Origin of the sequence: Robertmurraya phoenicis (assembly GCF_047302285.1) — a bacterium.
Classification (GTDB): domain Bacteria; phylum Bacillota; class Bacilli; order Bacillales; family Cytobacillaceae; genus Robertmurraya.
This window is the reverse complement of sequence record NZ_CP154845.1, coordinates 2,630,155-2,653,510: the sequence shown is the minus strand read 5'-3', so window position 1 is coordinate 2,653,510 and position 23,356 is coordinate 2,630,155. Positions and strand designations below refer to the sequence as shown.

Below are 23,356 nucleotides of genomic sequence, written 5' to 3'. Positions count from 1 at the left end.
AAGTTTTAAGTTAGAAACACGGAGGTACACGTCATGAATTCCTTTTTTGTAGGACCAAAAATTTACAATGGAAGCCATTCCATCGATTATTTAAAAGATTTAAAGAAAAAGAAAGCTTTTCTGGTGACGGATAAAATGATGGTGAAATTTGGGATGGCAGATGCGATCACGAATCGATTACAAGGATTACCTTGTAAAATTTTCTCAGATGTGGAGCCAAATCCTTCACTTGAAACCGTTCAAAAGGGTCTTGCTATATTTCTTGAAGAAAAACCTGATGTCATCATCGCTCTAGGGGGAGGATCACCGATTGATGTAGCTAAAGCAATCCTGCTTTTCTATTATCAGGTAATGGAAAAAATCCCAAATGATAAATGGGTTGATAAACCTTTATTTATTGCGATTCCAACTACTAGTGGTACAGGCTCTGAAGTCACATCCTATTCAGTTGTGACAGATATGAGCAATAATATTAAAATTCCTCTAAATGACGAACGGATGATTCCAGAGGTTGCGATTTTGGATGAGCAATTGACGAAAACGGTACCTCCAGCCGTCACGGCAGATACGGGCATGGATGTATTGACTCACGCAATAGAAGCTTATGTCTCTGCAAATGCGACAGAATTAACAGATTTATATGCAGAAAAAGCGATTAAGAGTGTTTTTACTTATTTGTTAAGAGCGTATCGATTTGGAAATGACATGGAAGCAAGAGGGAAATTACATCTAGCCTCATGCATGGCTGGTATCGCATTTACGAACGCATCATTAGGGATTACTCATAGCTTAGCTCACGCTATCGGTGCAAAGTTCCACCTTTCCCACGGCAGAAGTAACGCGTTATTGCTCCCATATATCATTCAATATAATGGAGGTTTATGCGATGATACTTATCAAACCTCAAAGGCAGCCAAGAAGTATGCAGAACTGGCTAGAATTCTAGGATTACCTTGTTCAACGCGAAAAGAAGGTGTCTTGAGTCTTTCTACCGCGGTAAAAGTACTCAATGAAAAATTAGGAATCCCTTTATCCATACACGGTGCAAATATAGAGGAGCAAGTATATGAACGTCAAATCCAAGACATCGTCCATAGTGCCCAAAAGGATATTTGTACAGAGGGGAACCCGAAAGAAGTATCTGAATTAGACTTTATCAATCTATTAAAATGGGTTTACAAAGGATGAAAATTTTCGTATTAAAGGAGGAAAAGTCAATGAGGAGGTACCGATTTAAAAGCTTTCTTCCTAAATTAGTCTATCATTGGTTGATTAAATAGTTTGTAGGTATAGGACGAAGTATGTTCTCATTTTGTTATGTGAATTGAAGTAATCAAATGGCTTGCAATGAAAACATACATACAAAAATGGTAATAGCTTGTTATTACCATTTTTGTATGTAGATGGAAGATGTTATTCTCTATCCTTTGCCCGCTTTTTTCGTAAGAAATATACAAATGTAAAGGTTGCAAGAAAACAAACAAATACAACTGCTCCAATAAGTATTGCTTCACTAAAGCTGCTTTTGTCTGGTCCGTATAATGCCAGCAATGTGACGACAGCACCTACCACTAAAGGAATAATAACAACTTGATAATACGGCGCTAGCTTTTTTGGAGGATTGGCATCATCATACTCGTCGACGGAAATTGTTAGATTTAGCCACCCTAAGACAACAGCGGAAAGCATAAAAACGAGCCAGACAGGATTTTCTTTAGCCGCAGTAAACCCTTCAGTTACTGTTTCATAGAGTAGAATCGCGAGGACCCCAACTGTCTGTACAATAAAGGCAATACGGATGTTTTTTAAATTTTGCAATTGTAATCGTTCATCTTTAATGATCTTCATTTTTTAATACCTCCTGATCAATCCAAAAAATCTCATCTAATGATTTATTGACGGCATAACAAATTTCTAAGCATAATTTCAACGTTGGATTATACTTGCCTTTTTCAATTAAGCTTATGGTTTGCCTTGTGACACCGATTTTCTCTGCTAGCTCTTGCTGTGTTAAATCAACTTGAATACGAGCAATTTTTACGTTATTTCTCACCTAGTGAATCACCTCTTATATTTATTGTAACATATATATTGCATAATTCAATATATACGTTACATTATATAATATATATATTGAATATAAAGTGGAGTGATGCCAAATAATTAAAAACCAAACTCAGAATGAAGACTTATAATTCGCAAATCAAAAATGAGAGGTTTATATTAAAAGGGTATTAGTTGAAAGGAGGAGCATGAACGATGTTACGTAATCGAATTGGTAGAACAGATTTACTTGTTAATCCCATTGGTCTAGGAGCAAATGCCATTGGAGGCCATAATATTTATGAAAATATCGATGAAGCGATTTCTAAAAAGATCATTCATACAGCAGTTAATAATGGAATGAACTTTTTTGATACAGCTTATTTTTATGGACTTGGTCGCTCAGAAGAATTAATCGGTGAGGTCATGAAAGAACATGGCAAACGAGACACCTTTGTCATTGCATCAAAGGCATCTTACACATTTGTTGACAACCAAGTCGTGCATAATAATTCTCCACAATTTCTCACTCAAAGTGTTGAAGAGTCACTTAGAAGGCTTCAAACAGACTATATTGATATATTTTATATTCATTTTCCAGATGACAAAACGCCAAAGGCAGAAGCTGTCGGTGCGTTACAAAGGTTAAAGGAACAAGGGAAGATCAGAGCGATTGGTGTTTCGAATTTTAATATAGAGCAGTTGAAGGAAGCCAATCAAGATGGCTACTTAGAGGTACTGCAGTCTCATTATAACTTGTTCAACCGTACTGCTGAAGAAGAGCTGTTTCCGTATGTGACGGAACAGGAAATTTCTTTTATCCCGTATTTTCCATTAGCGAAGGGCCTTTTAACAGGAAAATATCGCAGAGATACTTCTTTGACGGAGAGTCAAAAGAAGCACCCACTGTTTAAAGAGGACGCTTACTTCAGTAATTTAGATAAAATTGATGAATTACATAAAATAGCCAATGAAAAAAATTGTCAGGTTGGTCATATTGTTTTAGCGTGGTATTTAACACGTAAACCAATTGATGCAGTCATTCCTGGTGCAAAAACACCGGAGCAGATTTTGAGCAATCTTCAAGCAGGGGAAGTTCAACTTTCAGAATCCGAAATTGCGAAGATTGATCGTGTTTTTCAAGTATAATCAATTCATTAAGCGACAAAGGTGGTAAAGAAATGAAACTCGTAGCACTTGTAGGAAGCACTAGAAAAGAATCGTTAAATTTAGCCTTAGTGAAAACAATGGAAGAACGATATCAGGAAAAAGTAGAAATTACCGTAGCAAAGATTGATGATCTTCCTCATTACAATCAAGATACGGAAGCCAATCCAAGCTCTGAAGTACTTCGCTTACGAAAAGAGATTGTAAATAGCGATGGTGTTCTCATTGTGACACCAGAATTTAACTGGTCAATCCCAGGAGTATTAAAAAATGCCTTAGATTGGCTTTCTCGTGCAGACAAGGAATTAAAAGGGAAGCCTGTCATGGTTGCGGGAGCATCAACAGGACAAGTTGGATCGCTGCGAGCACAGCAGCATTTGCGTCAAATTTTATCAAGTCCTGGACTTTCTTCACGTGTATTGCCACCTGCTGGAAATGAAATTCTTATCAATCATGCAGGTGATAAATTTAAAGAGGGAAGGCTTGTTGATGAACCAACATTAACCTTTTTAGATGGTGTTGTTGAACGATTTATTGAATTTGTGAATGTAGGATAAGCTAAAAGGAGCCCCATTAATGGAGCTCCTTTTTTCATAGAGATAATGTAATGACTTTTTTGTAGTAGAACAGTGATAGGAAACCAAAGATTGAATAAAGGACGGTGTAAATAATCATGACAAGAATCATTGGCGTCCATAACTCTGAACCAAATAGGAACCAGCCTGATTGGATCGCAAAGTTACTATGGAGAAGGCCGATAAAAAGAGGGATGCCAAAATTAAATAGCTGTTTGAAACGTATTCCTCTCACCAAGTCTTGTTCTGTAAATCCAAGTTTTCGTAAGATCGTGTAGCTTGGTTTTTCTTCTTCACTCTCTCCCATTTGTTTAAAATATAGAATACAGCCTGATGTAATTAAGAACGTTAAACCAAGAAAGCCAACTATGAACATGATAAGTCCCATATTGCCTTTTTCTTCATTGCTCATTTGTAAGCGAGAGGAATGTAAATAATTTTCATCAAAACCAAGCTCTTCAAAAATTTTATCCGCTTTCTCCAGTTGTTCACTCATCTTTAAATGGTAGCCAATAAATAAAGATGTATCTCCTTGAATAGCTGGATCAAGGTCTTCAGATAATTGCGCAAATACTGTCTCATCAACGATTGCAATCGGTAATCCACCTTGATTAGATTGCCAAGAAATGAAGTATTCCTTTTCCAATCCGATAAATTTTAGAGGAATCGTTTGTGTTTGGCCAATTAGTTCTATCTCTCCAGTATCTGCAAATCTTATAAATCTTTCGAGCATATCATCATAACCTGAAAAAATGGTTTCATCTGGTGAAAGATCGTATTCATTAACATCGTTATCACTGATAACAGGTATGACAACCTTATCTGTATCGACAAACAGGCTTTCAGTGTCACCCTCGATAATAGCATTTATATGTGATTCAACTTGAATTACATGAATCTTCGTTGTGGAATAAGGGATTTGTTCCTGCTCTAGCTTTTCCTCAAATCGTTTTGCATCTTCCTCATTCGTAATCGCAAAATCACTTGCGACATAATTTTTAGCCTTTGTCTCAGCTGAATAGTAAGAGATATAGGATAAGGATAATAAAGCAAGTGCTAATGCCGACACAGTTGTAATGATTGTTAGCAATAGTGCGTTTGACTTCATTCGAAACATTAATGAAGATAAAGAAAGCACTTCATTAATGTTTAAGTAGCCATTTTTTCCTTTGCGAATGAGATGAAAAATAAAGTTTACTGATCCTTTGAAAAACAGATAGGTACCTATGATAACAGAAGCAAGTATAAAGATCATCGCTATGAACAATTCGTTCATTTCAGTATACTCTCCACTAAATAGGATAGAGGAAACATAATAGCCGATTATGACGAGGATTATTCCAGCGATTCCAATGAACATTTGCCAAAAGCTCATTCTTTTTAACGTATTTTCGGTAGTTGAAATGACCCTAAATAAGGATAAAATCGACAGGCGTTTTATAAACAGATAATTCATAAGCATGATTAGTACATAAATGATCGTGAAAATAACAACGGATTGGAGGAGAGCTTCGCTTGAAAAATGTAAAGCTGTCTCTGTCTCGATTCCTGTTATTTTAAAGAGAATCATTAAAATCAGTTTTGAACCGATGAAACCGATAAAAATGCCTAATGCGAGTGAAAGAAAATAGAGAATAAAGTTTTCTATGTTTAAAATGCGAAATATTTTTCCCTTTGTCATACCGATAAGTTGAAATAAACCAATTTCTTGACTTCGTCTTTTAATAAAAATATTATTTGCATAAAGTAGAAAGACGGATACGATCACAACCAGTAAAACCGAAGCCGAACGTATAGCTGCTGCACCTTTAATATTACTCTCTAATTGATCAATGGACGGATCATATTGTAGGGTAACAAATGCGAAATATAGGGCTGCACTAAAGACTAATGCAAAAACATAGAGATAATAGTTTTTTATATTCTTTTTTAGATTCCGTATGATAAGTTCATTAATCTTCATACTGGACACCGCCTAAAACGCCTTGTGTTTTCATAATATCTTTTAGGAATAAATTTCTTGGCTGCTCTCCTTTATAGCTTTGAGTAAAAATACGTCCATCTTTTATAAAAATAACACGGTCACTATAGCTAGCAGCGATCGGATCGTGGGTGACCATGGCGATCGTTGTATTGCGGTTTTCATTTAAGTCACTTAGCTTACTAAGTAGATCAGATGCCGATTTTGAGTCCAATGCACCTGTTGGTTCATCGGCAAAAATAATGCTTGGTTCATGAATAAATGCCCGTGCGGCAGAAGTTCGTTGTTTTTGTCCACCAGAGATTTCATTTGGGTATTTGTCTTTCATTTCATAGATCCCAAGTTCTTTAGCAAGTGCAACAAACATTTGCTCAGCAGCCTGTTTTGAAATTCCCGCGACAGATAGCGGTAAAAGGATATTTTCCTTCACGGTTAAGGTATCCAATAAGTTGTATTCTTGAAAAATAAAGCCTAAATGCCTTTTTCTAAATTCGGCTAGTTCTTTTTCCTTTAGAGTCGTGATTTCTTTGCCTTCTATTTTGATCGAACCATCGCTTGCTTTATCAATTGAGGACAAAACATTCAAGAGGGTAGTTTTTCCTGAACCAGAAGCCCCCATGATGCTAACGAATTCTCCTTTTTCAATTTGAATATCTATTGCTTTTAACACTTCTTGTTTATTGAATTTATTTCCGTAGCTCTTATAGATTTTTGTTGCCTCTAATATGGTCATTTTAAGTCGCTCCTTTTTCTCTCTATTTTTTCATTATAGAAGGAGCTATCAGAAGCTTCCTTCGATTGAGCAAACAAAATGGAAAAGCATGTGACATTTTTGTCACATGCAAGTAATAGCTTGTACAACCATTAATCATCATTCAGATCAGATGACAAGCGGACAAACTCATTTTTCTTTGGGAAGGTTAATGTAAAGGTGGTACCAACACCTAATTTAGATTCAACTTGAATGTTAATGAAAAGGGATTTTGCCGCTTTACTTACTAGATACAGGCCCATTCCTGTTGCTGCATGATCCTGATGATGAGAGGTCGATGTAAAGCCACGGTCGAAAATTCGCGGCACGTCTTTCGGATCAATACCACGACCGAAATCTGCTACTTCCAAGACGATTGCTCCATTTTGAGCGTAGCTTTTTATCTGGATATCCGAATCTTTACTATATTTCACTGCATTCGTGAGCAATTGTCTGATGATAAAGGAGAGCCATTTCGAATCACTTAGCACATAAGTAATTTCTAAGTCCATATCAAAGCCGATTCCCTTTTGCATACACCACGATTGTAGTCCTTTAATTTCTTGATAAACAATGGTTTTTAAATTCGTTTCTTCTATATAAAGATCATTCTCCATAAATGGTAGACGCCGTTGATGTAGTTGTTGATCGAGTAGATGATCGATTCTTAGCCATTCATATTTCATTCTTTCTTTTAATCTTTCATCGTCGATTCGATCGATCATTAAATGAAGGGCTGTCAGTGGTGTTTTCACTTCATGTAGCCAGGACATTAGCTCATCTTTTTCCTGTTCAAGTTCCCATCTATTATGAGAAGCTCCTTTTTTTAAGAGGTCAATTTGATTTGTGATGGTATCTTCGACGATTTTCTCAAAGGGTCTTTCGGCATATGTTAGCTTCGATAGGTCAAAATCTTCCTCCCATTCCTCAAGGGCTAAGAAAAATCTTGATTCCTTCTGATAACGGAAAAGGAGAAAGAGGATAAAGGCAATGGTTGAGAGAAGTACACTATATAGTGTGGCTAATAAAGAAATTTTTGAGTCTAAATATGTTACAAAAAGGATGACCATTTGGCTAAATAGAAAAAAAAGAATCCAGCTACGTCTTTCGATTAAATACTTTCGAATCATATTAATTCCTCTTCAATCGCTATGTAACCTTGACCAACTTTCGTTTCAATAAATGGTTCTAGTCCGATTTCCCCTAATTTTTTGCGAAGCCGATTGACGTTTACCGTTAGTGTATTGTCACTTACAAAACGTTCATCGTCCCATAAGCTTCTTATCAGTTCTTCTCGTGTGACAATTTTGTTTTTCTTCTCAATGAGTTGTTTTAAAATGAAAATTTCATTTTTGGTTAACTCAATGGCTCCTTTATCGTTTGTTACCGTATTTTTCTCATAGTCGATAGTAGAAGCACACCAAGTCTTAAGCTGAACGGGTTCAGAGCTGTAATTATAAACACGACGTAGGATCGCTTGAATTTTCGCAATGAGGACATCAAAATGAAACGGCTTTTGAATAAAATCATCTGCCCCTAATTGCATCGCCATCACCATATCCATCGGATGATCGCGAGATGAAAGGAATACGATTGGCACATTTGAATGGGCGCGAATCATTCGACACCAATGAAATCCGTCGTATTTCGGTAATTGAATATCAATAATCACCAAATCAGGTTTGAATGTGGAAAATTGTTGTAAGACATTTGCGAAGTCTTTTATACCAGCGACATGATAAGACCAATCCGTTAACCGTTCTTCTATTTCTTGAGAAAGTGAAGCATCATCTTCAATAAGCAAAATTTTAAACATATTCATCACCTTACATTTATGTATAGTTTTATTCTAAACGAATAGGTAGGATACAACAATGATGTTGAGAAAGGTGTATAGCATGAAAGCGCCTGGAGCGGAAATCAACGTATTTTAGCCACAATTCAACCCAGAAATGACAAAGGACACCGAGAGGGAGTACTCTCGATGCCTTTTGTCGACAATCTGGATCGTTTGATATAATCCAAGCGATTTAATCTTCTTTTTCCATTTGAAATTTAAGCATTGCGAGTTTATTGTTCCAAAACTGTTCATAAAAGGAGAGCCACTCTTTCACTTCCGTTAGTGGTTCAGGTTGTAATTGATAAATTTTTTCCCTACCAACCTTGTTTCCTTTTACTAATTGTGCCTCTGAAAGAATATGGAGGTGCTTGGCAACAGCTGTACGAGTAATCGGAAAATGGGCTGTAATTTCTGAAATCGGCAAATTTTTATGTGCCAATAATCGAAGTACTTCTCTTCGGGTAGGGTCAGCAATTGCTTGAAACACATCATGCTTTACTGCACTCACTTATCCCTCAACTACCTTTTGAAGTTTTTGAACAATTCCTGCCCATCCACCGTTCATTCGATCACGAATAACTGTAGCGTCTTCTCCTGCTTTTGGTACGACATGATCCGGAGCTTTCCAACCACCATGAATCACAGTGAATTCGGTGCTGTCCCCTAAATCTTTCAATAAAAAGGAAACGACCCAGCCATCTGTATCCCATACAAATGAAATAAGATGAGGCTCGTCCACTTCTAGTACTTTGCAAGGTGATGGTCCAAAAGGGGATTGGATATGAAATTCATGCCCTACTTCCGCTACAAAATCGTTCGGCATGAACCATTCTGTCATTCCATCTGAGGTAGAGACATGGTTCCAGACCTTTTGAATCGGTGCCTGAATGACCACTGTTTGTTTAATATCTTGAATAGTTTCCATCTGTATTTTCCTTCCTATTGTTTAATATAACACCAAAAGGTTTTATATTTGTATCATACGACACCTTTTGGTTTCGTGTCAAGGTTATTATGTGTGCATCTACAAGAGTTTACTCATGGACAATCTCATAAATATGGTAAAATAAGTTAAGGTTCATGTCATGATAAGGAGTATGATCGATGATAGAGATTAGAAGAATACTAGAGTTAGATGAAGTCGCCATTTTTATGGAAAAAATGAATGCTCAACCCAGTCATCATGTGGGCTATTGTGGAACTGATAAGGATGAAATAAAACATACTCTTTTAACTGACTTTTCAGATCTTTCGCTTGAGTACTCTTTAATGGGAGCGTTTTTAGATGATCAATTAGTGGGATTCATTGGTTTAGATATTGATAAGGATTCAAAAGAAGCAGAAGTGTGGGGACCATTTATTTTCCATTCGGAATGGGATGAAATTGCAGACCAAATGTGGAGAAAACTTATTGAAGAGCTACCTTTTTCATTAGTGACTGTGTATGGTTTTTACAACATCCATAATACAAAAGGAAATCAGTTTATGAAAAGGATTGGGGCGAAAAAAAGCGGTGAGCATTCAATACTTCAAGTCTCGGTTAATAACTTAATTTCAATGAAGGATTCCCAACTAAACATTCGTGAAATAGAAGAAACGGACTTTCTACCATTCCAAACTCTTCATAATGATGCATTCCCTGAAGCCTATTTTAGTGCAGATGAAATGATTGAAAGACAGGGGAGAACGCAAAAATTATTCATTGCAGAAATGAATGACCTTTTTTGTGGCTATGTTTTTTGTGAAGCTGAACCGAGTTTTGCTGAAGGGGATATACATTTTATTGCTGTCTCACCTGCTTTCAGAAATCGGGGAGTAGGAAGTGAACTCATGAAGGTTGGGTTGAATTTTCTTTTTTCATTTAAAGAAATAGAAGTGATTACGTTAACAGTCAAGTCGGACAATCAAGCAGCGTTAAAAGTATACCTACATGCAGGATTTACTGAACAACATCGCTTGTATGCATATCGCTGTACATTTGATAGGAGGTCATAAAGATGTTAAATTTAGGCGATATAATATTTCAACTTTTTACTATGTTATTGGTTGTAGGAATAATTGTACTTATGATGACAGCTGTGCGAGCTTTTAGAAAAAGAAATCGATAAAAATAAGAGTTTAATAAGAGAATAAAGTAGATAACAACAAGGGGACATGACAGATGTTTGAAGATATTTTTTATCGGGGAAAAATTGTATTTGAAAATGAATTAATGAAGCATTACCACACTGCTGAAATGCTATTACTATATGATGGAAATTTTCTTCAGTTTAAAAGAATGCCGACATTACATGAGTGTGAACAATCCGTGGATTATTTACGGGAATTTCATCAAAAAAACGGACAAGAACACGTTAAGCTTTTATTTCCGCAAGACGAAAGGATTCCAGAAGAGATTGAGCATTATTTAATGAGTTCGGGCTTTGGTATTGGATATATGGAAATGTATCGCATACTACCAAGCCAATTTGTGAAAGTGGATAAAAAACCTTCTGTGGTGGTTCAAAAAGTAACAGAAGCAAACTGGGCGCAATTTTTAAAGTTGTCATTCGAGATTGACGCTGAAATCAGTGAAGAATTTGCTGAGCATAAAAGAGTGATTCATGAGCAAAATTGGAACGATCCTAAATTTTTGCAGTTGCTAGCTTACTTTGAGGGGAAACCAGTTGGGACGGTGGATGTTATCCTTAAGAAGGAGACGGCCGAAATAGATGGTCTTGTGGTCTTACCATCCTATCGAAACAAAGGAATTGGAAGTCAAATTCAGCAATTTGTGATGGAAGAATGCGCTGACAAGCAAGTCATTTTAGTAGCTGATGGGGAGGATACCCCGAAAGAAATGTACAAAAAACAAAATTACCAATATGAAGGCTTTAAGTATGAAGCACTAATGCTCTTTTAGTTAAAAAAGGTATTTTCAGGCTAATTGAGATATAATAAACGTAAGTTAAGAGAAGGAGTGTCATAGATGGAAGGAATGGAAAAGCATTATTCAGAGGAAAGGTTTTGGAGTAAATTGAAACGGTTTGCCTTAAAAGCAGGTCATTCCGTTGTATATACAGCATTATTGCTCTATTATACCTTGCAAAAACCTGAACTGCCTAAAAAAGCTCGGGTAACCATTTTAGCAGCACTGGGTTATTTCATTCTTCCACTAGATTTAATTCCTGATTTTGTCGCAGGGGTAGGTTTTACCGATGATTTAGGCGCTTTAGGCGTTGCTTTATTTCAAGTAGCGATCTATATTGATGATGAAGTAAAGAAAAAGGCAAAGGATAAGTTAATTAATTGGTTCGGGACGAATGTTGATACTTCAGAAGTAGACAATAAAATCTGAGAAAAGGCGACATAAGTGAACTCTATCCTTAAATTAAGGAAAGAGTTCACATGATTTGTCGCTTTTTATTTTTGAATAAAAATTAAACTGTTGTATAATATTCTGAAAATTGTTATCATTTTATTTATATTAAGTTCAACTAGTGATTAATAGAGGAGGATCATTATGCTTTCCGAGCTAGGAATTGAACAAATAACGATTCCACTGCCCTTTCGTTTAAATCATGTCAATTGTTTTATTGCAGATGGTGAGAGGGGAAGAACGGTAATTGATACGGGCTTACATTCAGATGTAACGAAAAACATTTGGGCACCAATCATCACAAGGAATGATATTAAGGACATTATCATTACCCATTACCATCCCGATCATTTTGGATATGCAGGCAGTATGCAGAAGTTAACTGGTGCTGATGTTTGGATGACAAAAGTAGATGCAGAAATGGGACTAAGTTATTGGCGTCCTGAATCTATTAAAGAAAAAAAGCGTAATTATCTTACTTGTGGACTCCCTCAAGAATTAGCGTTCCAAATAACAACTAATGAGGAGAGTTATACTGAACGGGTAGAGCCATATCCTGTCATTCAGCATGAAATAAAAGAAGGAATGAAAATTCCTTTTGGTAAGTTGGAATATGAGGTTATTTTTACTCCAGGTCACTCTGATGGATTATTTGTTTTATATAATAAAGAGGAAAGTATTTTACTTTCGACCGATCATATTTTACCGAAAATATCACCGAATATTTCGTATAGATTTAGAGGGAATCCGAATCCATTGCAATCATTCATTACTTCATTGGAAAAAATAAAAAAGTTAAATGCTGAATATGTATTCCCATCCCATTTTAAGCCATTTAAAAATGCGAATAGTAGAATTGAAGAATTAATAAGTCATCATGAAGAAAGACTTGAATTTACATATCATACGGTTAAAAATCCTACAACGATTTATGAGGTAACTCAAAGGCTATTTCATCAATTGAATCTCCATCAAATGAGATTTGCTATAGGTGAGACACTTGCCCATTTAGAATATTTAGTGGCTAATAATCAGTGTAGAAAATATCAAACTAGTGGTACTTGGTACTATGAGGCAATATAAAGCCGGAGGGGAGATTTCCTCTCTGGTTTTACTAGCTTCCTTTATCATTTTTTCCGAAAAAGGAGATGCGAAAATGAGAGGAGAGGGACTTGGTAGGATTCGAACCTACAAAAAACTCATGCAGTGTCTGGTTGACACTGCTGGTTGCTCTATCCACTTGAGCTACAAGTCCCTTATAACTAGTATGGGAAGTTCGGTCTAAAATATTCGTTTATCTCAAATTTTAGAAGAGTTTTTAAAAACGATTAAGAGGCTTTATTAATTCAGGCAAATCATTTTTAACTGAATTCACAAGTGTAGAAACTTCGTATTTTTCCATTTTTTCCGCTGGATAAGGCTTTAACAGATCTTTCAAATCACTTATTGGTTGGTAAATGGGGTTGAGCCATGTATCATATGCATCAGGTGGTAAAATCACGGGCATTCGATCATGAATATCCTTGGTGACATCATTCGGTTCTGTTGTGATAATGGTACAACTCGTCAAAGGTGTTGTCCCTTTTGACCACGTTTCCCAAATACCGGCAAAGGCAAAAGGTTTCTTGTCTTTCAACACAAAACGATACGGATGCTTTTTAGATTCTGTTCTTTTCCATTCATAAAAGCCATCTGCTAAAATAAGACAACGTCTTTGTTGAAAGGCCTGTCGAAAGCTCGGTTTTTCATCAATTGTTTCCGCTCGGGCATTAATCATTTTAAAGCCCATTTTTTCATCCTTTGCCCAGAAAGGGACAAAACCCCACTTCATATGTTGGGCCATTCTATTCGTTCCATCTGAAACAACGGTTAAAATTTGTTGCCCAGGAGCAATGTTAAATCTTGGTGTTAAGTCTTCACCATTAAAAAACTCAAAATGAGCTTGCAACTGAGCAATTTCATCCGTCAACGTGAATCTTCCACACATTGGATCACCTCATTTTTTCATGGAACTAGTATTCTTTATTTTACTATTTCGAAGCGAATTTGAGGAACAAAAAATCCCTGCCGAGGGGGAATTTCGACAGGGATCAGGAGAGGACAAAAACCTAACTCTTATAACACAATACCCAAAAAGAAAATGAATTAAACGTTCGAATGTTAGAAAAATTAATGCCATTGCTTATTTTCTTTCTTCAATTTTCTCCGTTTTTTTCTCTTCCACGGTAATGACCTTTCTCGTCCCAAGTTTTCCTCCGAGAGTTTGCTTAAACATTTGGTGCCCAAAAACAGCCACACCTGCAGCGATGATCCCATTGATGATAGCATCGACGGAAAAGCCAAAAGCAAATGTTCCGATCGTGATAGATAACCCAAGGAGAATCCAAATGATTGTCCAATTAGGAATTTTCGGTGTTTGCTTTAATGCGTAGCCGACGACCCATAGTGCTGGAACAAGTATATAGTAATTTTTATTTAAAAAATCTAATAGTTCCATAAATGAACCTCCTTTCCCTGAGCCTAATCTAATCGACACTTTTTAAGTGAAAGAGGTTAAATCGTTATTTATAAGTATGAGCTAGATACATCGACTCAGTTAATGTTTTCTCGAGATATTATATGCCATTTTCAGATTTATGCTTGTTCATTTGTAATAGTACTACGAGAGTGTAAATTATTTTATTATAATATTCAGAATATATTGACTTTATGTATGCGCTTTCATTATGATGGAGATGTAAGGACTTTTTCGAAAAGGGGGAAAAAGAAAAGTGAATTCGATTTGGCTTGCCATTATTGGAATGATCGTTTTTGCACTTGGTTATCGTTTTTATTCAAAGTGGATAGCTGAAAAAATTTATCGGCTTGATCCAAACTATGTCACACCAGCACATCGGTTTGAAGATGGGGTAGATTTCGTCCCGACGAATAAACTGGTCTTATGGGGCCATCACTTTACATCTGTTGCTGGTGCTGCACCAATTGTTGGACCTGCCATTGCTGTCTATTGGGGTTGGTTGCCTGCTTTTCTTTGGGTTATATTAGGTACTATTTTTGCAGCGGGTGTCCATGATTTTGGAACGATTGTTTTATCAGTCCGTAATAAAGGTCAATCTGTTGGTACGATTACGAGTAAAATTATCGGTAGTCGTGCGAAAAATATGTTCTTATTCATTATTCTCATCCTTGTATTAATGGTTAATGCTGTTTTTGCTTGGGTTATTTCGAACTTGTTTATTCAATTTCCATCAAGTGTATTACCGGTCTTTATTCAAATTCCATTGGCTATTTGGATTGGATATGCTGTATATAAAAGGAAAGCAAAAATGCTTGTTCCATCCTTGATCGCCTTAGCGGTGATGTACATTACCGCAATCATCGCAAGTAATGTACCAGCTCTTCAAATTGATTTAGTCAAGGCTTTTGGTGGAGCGGAGAATACTGTTTTATTTGGTCTAGATGGAGTGGCCATGTCATTCTTTATTTGGATCATCATTTTGATGATTTATTGTTATGTTGCCTCAACTTTGCCAGTTTGGAAACTGTTGCAACCACGTGATTTCATTAATTCACATCAATTAGTCGTTGGCTTAGTCATACTGTATGCTGGTCTAGTTGTTTTGCAACCAAAGGTAACAGCACCAATGACGAATGCCGCAGCAACAGACTCTTCGTGGCTTCCCTTATTATTTATCACGATTGCATGTGGTGCGATTTCAGGGTTTCATGGGCTGGTTTCTTCAGGAACGACTTCCAAACAGTTGGATAAAGAGACGGATGCACGTTTTGTTGGTTACTTTGGTGCTGTAGGAGAAGGGACACTAGCTCTTATTTCTATTATCGCCTGTGTTACATTATTTGCTACTAAAGGAGATTTTATGGCCGCATATTCAAGCTTTGGAGCGGCAAATGGCGGAGGCTTAGGTAATTTTGTCAATGGTGCAGCACAACTAGCGACAGGGATTTGGATTCCAGAAGATGTCGCCAGAACGATCGTAGCCGTCATTGTTGTTAGTTTTGCGGCAACCACATTGGATACCTCCGTTCGGTTAATGAGATATATCATCTCAGAGATTGGGGAAGAATATCAGATTAAATCACTATCAAAAGTACATGTGGCGACTAGTTTAGCTGTTTGCACTAGTGCAGCTCTTGTATTACTGCCTAAAGGTCCAAATGGATTTGGTTCAGGCGGTTACTTACTATGGCCACTGTTCGGAACAAGTAATCAATTATTAGCTGGTGTCAGCCTATTACTTATTTCGATTTGGCTGAAACGTCAAGGACGTAATTATCTACCCACCTTTATCCCAATGGTCTTTATATTTGCCATGACCGTTTGGGCAATGGTGCAGCAGGTTGTTTTTGACTGGTCAGGGCTTGGAGCTACCGATACAAATCTATTACTCTTTATTCTCGGAGGAATCATTCTCATTCTTGTCATCTGGATTATTTTAGAAGCAATTAGTGCTTTTCGTAAAAATGATCCACCTTCGATTTCACAGGATATGTAATCTTAAAGTAGAGACTGGGGCTTCCTAGTCTCTATTCCCTTATCAAATGAGGAGTGTGTTACATGAATTTATTTGAGCAGTTAAAAAAGGTAGTTGCTCTCTATGAAGAAATATTAGAGCAGCCCCATCGTACAGAGCTTGCAAGAGAATTAAGAGATGAAGAGGATTTGTTTATGCTTCTATGCTTCTCTGAAATGGTCGGGATTCCGAATCCGGCTTTTTATTATACACTGGAACTGTACCCGTTACTGATTGAACGGTTCCATCAGTGGCATTTGCGAATGGGACTTGAAACTTCCCCATTAGATGGAATTCGTTGCTGTTAAAAGGAGGAGTCATGATGGATTTTTTGCAAAAAAAAATATATTTTATTGGAGGTAAAGGTGGGGTTGGAAAAAGTACTTCTTCCGCTGCATTCGCCTCATATTTATCCTCACTAGATAAAAAGGTCCTCCTTGTTTCGACCGATCCTGCTCATAATACAGGGGATCTGTTTCATCTGAATTCTAATGGAGAACTTACAACAATTCATAATAATTTAGATTTCGTTGAGATTGATTCAGAGCGAGAATCAAAACGGTACATAGCTGAAGTGAAAAATAATTTACGAGGTCTTGTAAAAGTCACTATGGTAGAGGAAGTACATCGACAAATTGAACTCGCTGCCGGTACGCCTGGTGCGGAAGAAGCGGCACTTTTTGAGCGGTTAACTTCTATTATTATGGAGGAAGTAAAAAACTACGATGCGATTGTATTTGATACGGCTCCAACTGGCCATACCATTCGTCTGTTGACATTGCCACAATTAATGGGGGTTTGGATGGATGGAATGTTAGAAAGAAGGAAGCAAGTAAATGAAAAGAACTTCCATCGTTGGATGGATGACGGAGAAAGTCTCGAGGATCCGATCTATGAAAAGCTCCAGGAACGGCGAAGGAAGTTTTCTAGTGTGAGGAAATATCTACTCGATTCCAATTTGACTGAGTATATCTTTGTTTTAAATGCAGAAAGACTTCCCATTCTCGAAACTCGAAAAGCAATGGATATTTTAAAGAAGCACGAGATCGATGTGAAGACGCTCTTTGTAAACAAGCTCATTCCAGAAGATGTGGACGGTGCGTTTATGGAAAAAAGAAAGGCCAATGAACAAATCTACCGTATAGAAATTGAAAAGGTGTTTCCAGAAGCGAAAAAAGTGATGATCCCAATGTTAGAATCCGATATTTCGACATTAGCACATTTAAGGAGATTTACAGAGTTTCTGCAAGAAGGATTAGAAAAAATCGAAATCAGATAGAAGGTTGCTGAGGTACCCCAATCGATGGGAGTACCTTTTTTGTGCTAGGATGTCTCTTTTTCCTCCATTCTTATATATAAAAGGTGAAGGGAGGTGAAGAAAATGGCTGAAGCAATGATTATAGATTCAAAGTTACGTCTTTTGTTTGAAACAGGTTTAAATGAGAAAGGAGAGCCGGTCTATAAGACTAAGACTTATAACAATATTGATAAAGAGGCAACGGCAGACCAACTTTCTCAAGCAGCACAAGCATTAGGCGGTTTATCGCTCAATCCGGTGATAAGCGTTGAACGCACGGACAATTTTGAAATTGTCGGTTAATAAGTAAGATTTCGTTTAACTAATTAAACATGAGGAGGTGAAAAAATGGCTAAAACATTAGAATTACAGTTTGTGACCGATTTCGGAAATTCCTTCAATATTTCAGTAGATGCACCGAAGGAGCCGGTTGAGCCGACAGAGGTTAAAGCTGCGATGGAAGCAGTTATTGCTTCGAATACTTTCTTTAGTCCAAAGGGAAGATTAGCGAGTGTGAAGGGAGCACGCGTAATTGAACGTAATGTAACAGAATATGAGATTTAATGTTGGAAGGGGCCAGGAAATGCTTTATCTGGCTCCTTTTGAAATAATAGGAGAGGAGGGATGAAAGGTGGATCAAATCGTTCCTTTGATTAGCGATGTCGGCTTTCCAATCGTCGTTACTCTTTATTTGCTTTATCGTATTGAAGCGAAATTAGATGTAGTCGTACAATCGATTGAAAGTCTTCCTGAGCAAATAAAGGAGTAGCTCCATTTGAATATTTTAATGGGTTAAATGATCATAATATTCAAAGTGGTATAGTAATTTTTCGAGGTGTTCAGTCAGGATTCGACACGTTTAAACATTGATATAAAGGCATTTGTCGGATTTATTCAGATTGACAGAATTGACTGAAAATGTTATATTAAAAACAGCCGTTATTACGTGATTGTTTTTTGCAAGACCCTTGTTCCAAAATGTTTCGAATGATTTCACAAGATTAAAGTACTAGAATAATGATTTCATATTTTGCATTATTCATAGATGAAAGCCTTTTCGAAATGGACTCGAGTAATGTAAGAAGATGCAATACGTTGTAAATGGTGAATTTTACACAAGGCACTTATCCTGTGCCGATTTAGGAGGATTTTTTTTAATGAAAAACGGTAAAGTAAAATGGTTTAATGCTGAAAAAGGATTCGGGTTTATTGAATCTGAAGATGGAAACGATGTATTTGTACATTACTCTGCAATTCAATCTGAAGGCTTCAAAACATTAGAAGAAGGTCAAGAAGTATCTTTCGAAGTTGTTGAAGGTGCTCGTGGGCCACAAGCGGCTAATGTAGTAAAATTATAATTGTAAATGGTAAACAGCTCAACCTACTGGTTGGGCTGTTTTTAATTAAATCCTTTAATTGTAAAGTTCATCCCCTTTTAAAACTGGTATAATGATGACAGATAAAACGAGGTGAAGATCATGAAATTTATTCATACTGCCGACTGGCATTTAGGGAAGCTTGTCCACGGTCTATACATGACAGAGGATCAACGGGTGGCCCTCAACCAGTTTGTTCAATTAATCGAGGAAGAAAAACCAGATGCTGTTGTCATAGCCGGGGATTTATATGACCGCTCCGTCCCGCCTATTGATGCTGTTGAGCTTCTTGATGAAATGCTCTTCAAAATAAATGTGGAATTAAATACACCGATCATTGCGATTGCTGGTAATCATGACAGTGCGGAAAGATTATCATTTGGGAGTTCATGGTACCGGAACAGTCATTTTTATTTGACGGGAAAGTTGCAAAAGCAATTCAAACCAATCCATCTAAATGGAGTTAATTTCTATTTAGTTCCATATGCTGAACCAGGAATGGTCAGACATTTGCTTGGGGATGATACCATCCATACCCATCAAGAAGCGATGAAGGCCGTGATTGGCAAAATAGAAGAAACAATCAATGTAAATGAACCAAATGTTTTTGTTGGACATGCCTTTGTATTAGGGGGGAGTACTTCCGACTCTGAAAGAACATTATCCGTAGGAGGTTCTGGTTGTGTAGGACAAGAACTATTTGCACCATTTTCTTATACCGCTTTGGGTCATCTCCATAGTCCGGACGCGATTAAACATGACAAAATCTTTTATTCTGGTTCATTATTAAAATACTCTTTTTCAGAAGCGAAGCAAAAGAAATCCGTTCAGATTGTGGAGATGAATGAGAATGGAACTTTCCAAGTACGTTATCATTCGCTCGCACCAAAGCAGGATATGCGTGAACTAGAAGGTCATTTAGAAGAGCTCTTAGATCCAAGTTTTTACGAAAAACAGAAAATAGATGATTATTTAAAAATAACACTGCATGATCAAGGTGCCTTAATTGATCCAATAAATAAGCTCCGCCAAGTATATCCAAATGTTCTTCATCTGGAGCGGAAAATCAATCTAATGGATATGAAAAAACGAGAACAGGTAAATGTTCATCGAGAAGATAAGAAGTCAGAGCTAGAGTTATTTGAGCTTTTTTATCAAGAAATGACTACTGCAGATTTCACAGAGGATAAAAAGCAAGTCATGGCTGATTGTATAAACAAGGTGCTGGCAGAGGAGGGAGTAAAATGAGGCCGATTACGCTAACCATGCAGGCTTTTGGTCCTTATGCTGGGAGTGAAACGATTGATTTCAGTGAATTAGGAAGCCGCACGATGTTTGTCATTTCAGGGAAAACAGGTTCTGGTAAAACGACTATTTTTGATGGCATAAGCTATGCGATATATGGAAAAGCAAGTGGCGAGGATCGTAACGGTCCAGAGCTTAGAAGTCACTTTGCCCCCGATGAACTTCATACAGAAGTCTCCTTAAAGTTTAGTTTGAGAGGGAAAGAATATTTCATAGTCCGTTCTCCCCAACAGGAAAAGAAAAAAGAACGTGGAGACGGTTATCGTACGATTGGCGCGACAGCTGAATTATATGGTTTTGATGAGAATGGAGACAAGCAGCTGGTAGCCGCAAATGTCAGAGATGTGGATGAGAAGATTAAAGAGATCATGCTCATCGATAGCAATCAATTCCGCCAAATTTTAATGATACCACAAGGGGAATTTCGCAAACTTTTAACATCAGATAGTAAGGAAAAAGAAGCAATCTTGCAACGTTTGTTCCACACGGAAATTTATAAGAGGGTGGAAGATAAGCTGAAGGAAGAAGCAACTGGTTTAAAGAAGTCCGTAGAAAAACAGCAAGACGAACGAACAGCGCTCCTCCGGAAAATAACGGCTCTTTATAATGTGGAACTACAAGCTTATCTGGAAGCAGGCAGTGATAACGATGTTCTCTTATTCCCTCTGCTAGAAGATGAAATCGAAAAAATGGGCGGAAAGCTTGAACAAATCCAAATGGAGAAGGATACGAAAGAAAAGGATAAAGAGCTTTTGGTCCAAAAGTTATATAAAGCAGAAAATATTGTGAAACAGATGGCTACAAGAGACGAGTTAGGTGCCAAAAAGGAAATGCTCGATAATGAAAAAGAAACCACCCAGCACAAAGAAAAGGCAATTGTGCAGGCGAATAAAGCTTCGATCTTAGCGAAGCAGGACGAACTATGTCATCGACTTAAAAGAGAGCAGGATGCACTTGTTGCTGATATGAATGTTCGTCAACAAAGAGTAGAAGAATTAAAGCTTCTTTTACACAAGAATGAAGAGATCTTACAGAAAGAAATGGTGAGGGAAGACGATAGGATAAAAGCGCAAGGAGAAATCCATTCCCTCCAACAAATAAAAGAGGAAGTCACTTCATTTGCTTTATTGGAGCAGGAGGTGCATCAATTAAAAACGGGGATCCAACAACTACTTGAACAACAAAAGCAATCAGAAGAAGCTTTTCTACGTGTGGGAGTTGAGCTAACGAAGCTTGTAGAAGAGAAATCCTCGTTAGAGAAAGTAGCCGTTCTATTAATTGAACATGAACGCAATGTGGAGAGACTTGAAACGGAGAGTTCTCTCGTTGGAAAATATGAGTCACAGTTACAAAAAAATAACGAGTACCATAAAAAATTTGAACAACATCAAGGTATGTTAATGAATGCCAAAGCACGACTTGAAGATGCAAAGGCAACGGTTGAAGAGCTAGAAAGTAAGTGGTTACATGGACAAGCTGCTAATCTAGCGAGTCAGCTTCATGGTGGAGAAGCTTGCCCTGTATGTGGTTCGTTGGAACATCCGAATCCAGCCACGGAAGGCGCTAGTATGATTCCAGATGAAAAGGATTTGAAAGCAGCAAAAGAGCAGGTCTCGACGATAGAACAAGAGAAATCAAAAATTGAATCTGCTTTTCTAGATGTTCAATATCGAGTGAAAACAGGAGTAGAGATACTAGAAGAAATTACTCAAGATTTAGTGAAGTTTCGACCTGATTTTAGACAAGAAAATGTAGAACCGTACAAACATTTTTTACTCAATCGAAAGAAGGCTTTACAAGAAGAACATAGCCAACTCATGGAAAAACAGAAGCGAGTGGAGAAAATCACAAACGAAATCAAGGTTTACGAGGGGAAAAGGCTCAACCTTGAAAATAAGGTCACAGACCTCAAAGCTGAGGTCAATGAGAAATCAATCGTCCATGCGGAGAAAAACACTCTATTAAATGGAGCAATGTCACGTATCCCAGAGGAGCTCCGGACGATTCAAGCCTTCGAGCGAAAATGGCAGGAAGCAGTAAGAACGCATGAAACGCTTCTTAAAAACCTTGAAAAGGCTCAAAAGAATTATCAAGAAACGAAAGAGAAGTATTCATCTGAACAAAGTGCTTACACAACGGTGGCAAAACATGCAACCGATAAAGAAGCAGAATTGAATGTAGAAAGGCAATCATTTTTGACACAAATGAAGGAACAGGGCTTTGCAGACTATAAACAATTTAACAGTGCTAAAAGGTCGCCTGGACAAATTCAACAGCTTGAAAAGGAAATTCTTGAATATCATCAGGAGCTTCGTTCTGTTAGCGACCGCTATCAAGAATTAGTGGAAGCCTTGCATGGCGTGGATAAGCCAAATTTGGAAGAATTACAGCAAGCTGTTCATGATGTTCAAAAGCAGATTACAGAGTTGAATGACGAGTATACGAATCTTCTCATTAAAAAGAAGGAAAATGAACAAATCCGCGATTCGATTATTCGGATCAATGATGAGATGAAGACACTTGAAATGCGCTACAAATTGGTGGGAGAACTCTATGATATTACAAGAGGGCAAAATGCTTCCAAAATTACATTTGAGCGCTATGTGTTAGCGGCCTTTTTGGATGATATTTTACAAGAAGCAAATGGTCGATTATTGAAAATGACAAGCGGTCGATATGAAATGCTTCGAAAAAAAGACCGGGCGAAGGGAAATGCACAAAGTGGCCTTGAATTACTAGTGTATGACCAGTACACAGGGCAAGAACGACATGTTAAAACATTATCAGGTGGGGAAAGCTTTAAAGCGGCTCTTTCACTCGCATTAGGATTGGCAGATGTCGTGCAAAATTATGCTGGGGGCGTGTCGTTAGAAACGATGTTTATAGATGAAGGATTTGGAACATTGGATCCTGAATCTTTAGATCAAGCGATAGAAGCACTTATCGAGATTCAAAGTAGCGGAAGATTAGTCGGAATCATTTCCCATGTTCCAGAACTCCGTGAACGAATTGATGCAAGACTTGAAGTAACAGCGACACAAACAGGTAGTACGACAGCCTTTCATTTTCTAAATTAATGCTAAAAATAACTACGCGATTTTCGGATCGTGTAGTTATTTTTTTATGTTTCC

At 37.3% G+C, this 23,356-nt stretch carries 26 protein-coding genes and 1 tRNA gene; 16 read left to right on the top strand and 11 right to left on the bottom strand.

Features of this window, described 5'->3' with window-relative positions; all coding sequences use genetic code 11:
- Positions 1–33 precede the first annotated feature (33 nt).
- The gene (locus tag AA0X71_RS13150; protein ID WP_413355763.1) at positions 34–1,188 is read left to right on the top strand and encodes a 1-propanol dehydrogenase PduQ; all 1,155 of its coding nucleotides are present in this window, start codon (positions 34–36) and stop codon (positions 1,186–1,188) included.
- Positions 1,189–1,413: 225 nt separating this feature from the next.
- Here AA0X71_RS13150 and AA0X71_RS13145 read toward each other — a convergent pair whose 3' ends face one another.
- Both AA0X71_RS13145 and AA0X71_RS13140 read right to left on the bottom strand, forming a co-directional pair.
- The gene (locus AA0X71_RS13145; RefSeq protein ID WP_413355762.1) at positions 1,414–1,848 is read right to left on the bottom strand and encodes a hypothetical protein; all 435 of its coding nucleotides are present in this window, start codon (positions 1,846–1,848) and stop codon (positions 1,414–1,416) included.
- Complete coding sequence (locus AA0X71_RS13140; RefSeq protein ID WP_413355761.1) at positions 1,835–2,053, bottom strand: helix-turn-helix transcriptional regulator; 219 nt, start codon at positions 2,051–2,053, stop codon at positions 1,835–1,837. The genes AA0X71_RS13145 and AA0X71_RS13140 overlap by 14 nt, the downstream gene beginning before the upstream one ends.
- A gap of 206 nt (positions 2,054–2,259) precedes the next feature.
- Here AA0X71_RS13140 and AA0X71_RS13135 point away from each other — a divergent pair, with 206 nt between their 5' ends.
- Together AA0X71_RS13135 and AA0X71_RS13130 are read left to right on the top strand one after the other, a co-directional pair.
- Complete coding sequence (locus tag AA0X71_RS13135) at positions 2,260–3,192, top strand: aldo/keto reductase (RefSeq protein WP_413355760.1); 933 nt, start codon at positions 2,260–2,262, stop codon at positions 3,190–3,192.
- Positions 3,193–3,224: 32 nt separating this feature from the next.
- The gene (locus AA0X71_RS13130) at positions 3,225–3,767 is read left to right on the top strand and encodes an NADPH-dependent FMN reductase (RefSeq protein WP_413355759.1); all 543 of its coding nucleotides are present in this window, start codon (positions 3,225–3,227) and stop codon (positions 3,765–3,767) included.
- Between the two features lie 34 nt (positions 3,768–3,801).
- On the opposite strand, the gene AA0X71_RS13125 is transcribed toward AA0X71_RS13130, so the two are convergent.
- The 6 genes from AA0X71_RS13125 to AA0X71_RS13100 form a co-directional block, all read right to left on the bottom strand.
- Positions 3,802–5,748: an FtsX-like permease family protein gene (locus AA0X71_RS13125; RefSeq protein WP_413355758.1), complete on the bottom strand. Its 1,947-nt coding sequence runs from the start codon at positions 5,746–5,748 to the stop codon at positions 3,802–3,804.
- Positions 5,738–6,499, bottom strand: coding sequence for an ABC transporter ATP-binding protein (locus AA0X71_RS13120; RefSeq protein ID WP_413355757.1), 762 nt, complete (start codon positions 6,497–6,499; stop codon positions 5,738–5,740). Before AA0X71_RS13120 ends, AA0X71_RS13125 begins: the two co-directional genes overlap by 11 nt.
- 131 nt (positions 6,500–6,630) lie before the next feature.
- Positions 6,631–7,647, bottom strand: coding sequence for a sensor histidine kinase (locus AA0X71_RS13115; protein WP_413355756.1), 1,017 nt, complete (start codon positions 7,645–7,647; stop codon positions 6,631–6,633).
- Positions 7,644–8,333 carry a response regulator transcription factor gene (locus AA0X71_RS13110; protein ID WP_413355755.1) on the bottom strand — a complete coding sequence of 230 codons (690 nt, stop codon included), beginning with the start codon at positions 8,331–8,333 and terminating at the stop codon, positions 7,644–7,646. Before AA0X71_RS13110 ends, AA0X71_RS13115 begins: the two co-directional genes overlap by 4 nt.
- Positions 8,334–8,547: 214 nt before the next feature.
- Complete coding sequence (locus tag AA0X71_RS13105) at positions 8,548–8,865, bottom strand: ArsR/SmtB family transcription factor (protein ID WP_413355754.1); 318 nt, start codon at positions 8,863–8,865, stop codon at positions 8,548–8,550.
- A complete protein-coding gene (locus AA0X71_RS13100; protein WP_413355753.1) occupies positions 8,866–9,282 on the bottom strand; it encodes an SRPBCC family protein in 417 nt (138 codons plus the stop codon).
- Positions 9,283–9,461: 179 nt separating this feature from the next.
- On the opposite strand from AA0X71_RS13100, the gene AA0X71_RS13095 reads away from it, so the two are divergent.
- The 4 genes from AA0X71_RS13095 to AA0X71_RS13080 all read left to right on the top strand — a co-directional run bounded on the left by AA0X71_RS13095 (position 9,462) and on the right by AA0X71_RS13080 (position 12,798).
- The gene (locus tag AA0X71_RS13095) at positions 9,462–10,352 is read left to right on the top strand and encodes a GNAT family N-acetyltransferase (RefSeq protein WP_413355752.1); all 891 of its coding nucleotides are present in this window, start codon (positions 9,462–9,464) and stop codon (positions 10,350–10,352) included.
- A gap of 166 nt (positions 10,353–10,518) precedes the next feature.
- The gene (locus tag AA0X71_RS13090) at positions 10,519–11,259 is read left to right on the top strand and encodes a GNAT family N-acetyltransferase (protein ID WP_413355751.1); all 741 of its coding nucleotides are present in this window, start codon (positions 10,519–10,521) and stop codon (positions 11,257–11,259) included.
- A gap of 66 nt (positions 11,260–11,325) precedes the next feature.
- Positions 11,326–11,694, top strand: a complete 369-nt coding sequence (locus AA0X71_RS13085) for a YkvA family protein (protein ID WP_413355750.1) — start codon at positions 11,326–11,328, stop codon at positions 11,692–11,694.
- A gap of 165 nt (positions 11,695–11,859) precedes the next feature.
- On the top strand, positions 11,860–12,798 hold the full coding sequence (locus AA0X71_RS13080; protein WP_413355749.1) for an MBL fold metallo-hydrolase: 939 nt from the start codon (positions 11,860–11,862) through the stop codon (positions 12,796–12,798).
- A gap of 84 nt (positions 12,799–12,882) precedes the next feature.
- Here the strand turns inward: AA0X71_RS13080 and AA0X71_RS13075 are convergent.
- The 3 genes from AA0X71_RS13075 to AA0X71_RS13065 form a co-directional block, all read right to left on the bottom strand.
- Positions 12,883–12,970, bottom strand: a tRNA-OTHER gene (locus tag AA0X71_RS13075).
- Positions 12,971–13,033: 63 nt separating this feature from the next.
- The gene (locus tag AA0X71_RS13070) at positions 13,034–13,702 is read right to left on the bottom strand and encodes an SOS response-associated peptidase (protein ID WP_413355748.1); all 669 of its coding nucleotides are present in this window, start codon (positions 13,700–13,702) and stop codon (positions 13,034–13,036) included.
- Between the two features lie 195 nt (positions 13,703–13,897).
- Complete coding sequence (locus AA0X71_RS13065) at positions 13,898–14,212, bottom strand: phage holin family protein (RefSeq protein WP_413355747.1); 315 nt, start codon at positions 14,210–14,212, stop codon at positions 13,898–13,900.
- A gap of 274 nt (positions 14,213–14,486) precedes the next feature.
- Between AA0X71_RS13065 and AA0X71_RS13060 the strand changes: the two genes are divergently transcribed.
- The 9 genes from AA0X71_RS13060 (at position 14,487) to AA0X71_RS13020 (ending at position 23,302) form a co-directional block, all read left to right on the top strand.
- Entirely contained in the window at positions 14,487–16,229 is a 1,743-nt protein-coding gene (locus tag AA0X71_RS13060) for a carbon starvation protein A (protein WP_413355746.1), read from the top strand.
- Positions 16,230–16,291: 62 nt separating this feature from the next.
- Positions 16,292–16,555 (top strand): cory-CC-star protein, encoded by a 264-nt coding sequence (locus AA0X71_RS13055; protein WP_413355745.1) that lies wholly within the window; start codon positions 16,292–16,294, stop codon positions 16,553–16,555.
- A 14-nt stretch (positions 16,556–16,569) separates the two neighbouring features.
- Entirely contained in the window at positions 16,570–17,526 is a 957-nt protein-coding gene (locus AA0X71_RS13050) for an ArsA family ATPase (RefSeq protein WP_413355744.1), read from the top strand.
- Between the two features lie 102 nt (positions 17,527–17,628).
- Entirely contained in the window at positions 17,629–17,847 is a 219-nt protein-coding gene (locus AA0X71_RS13045) for a DUF1659 domain-containing protein (protein WP_413355743.1), read from the top strand.
- Positions 17,848–17,892: 45 nt separating this feature from the next.
- Positions 17,893–18,108 carry a DUF2922 domain-containing protein gene (locus tag AA0X71_RS13040; protein WP_413355742.1) on the top strand — a complete coding sequence of 72 codons (216 nt, stop codon included), beginning with the start codon at positions 17,893–17,895 and terminating at the stop codon, positions 18,106–18,108.
- A gap of 67 nt (positions 18,109–18,175) precedes the next feature.
- Positions 18,176–18,313: a YvrJ family protein gene (locus tag AA0X71_RS13035; protein WP_413355741.1), complete on the top strand. Its 138-nt coding sequence runs from the start codon at positions 18,176–18,178 to the stop codon at positions 18,311–18,313.
- Positions 18,314–18,701: 388 nt separating this feature from the next.
- Entirely contained in the window at positions 18,702–18,902 is a 201-nt protein-coding gene (locus tag AA0X71_RS13030; RefSeq protein WP_019152604.1) for a cold-shock protein, read from the top strand.
- A 120-nt stretch (positions 18,903–19,022) separates the two neighbouring features.
- Positions 19,023–20,168 carry an exonuclease SbcCD subunit D gene (locus tag AA0X71_RS13025; protein ID WP_413355740.1) on the top strand — a complete coding sequence of 382 codons (1,146 nt, stop codon included), beginning with the start codon at positions 19,023–19,025 and terminating at the stop codon, positions 20,166–20,168.
- On the top strand, positions 20,165–23,302 hold the full coding sequence (locus AA0X71_RS13020) for an AAA family ATPase (RefSeq protein WP_413355739.1): 3,138 nt from the start codon (positions 20,165–20,167) through the stop codon (positions 23,300–23,302). The genes AA0X71_RS13025 and AA0X71_RS13020 overlap by 4 nt, the downstream gene beginning before the upstream one ends.
- Positions 23,303–23,356: the final 54 nt, after the last annotated feature.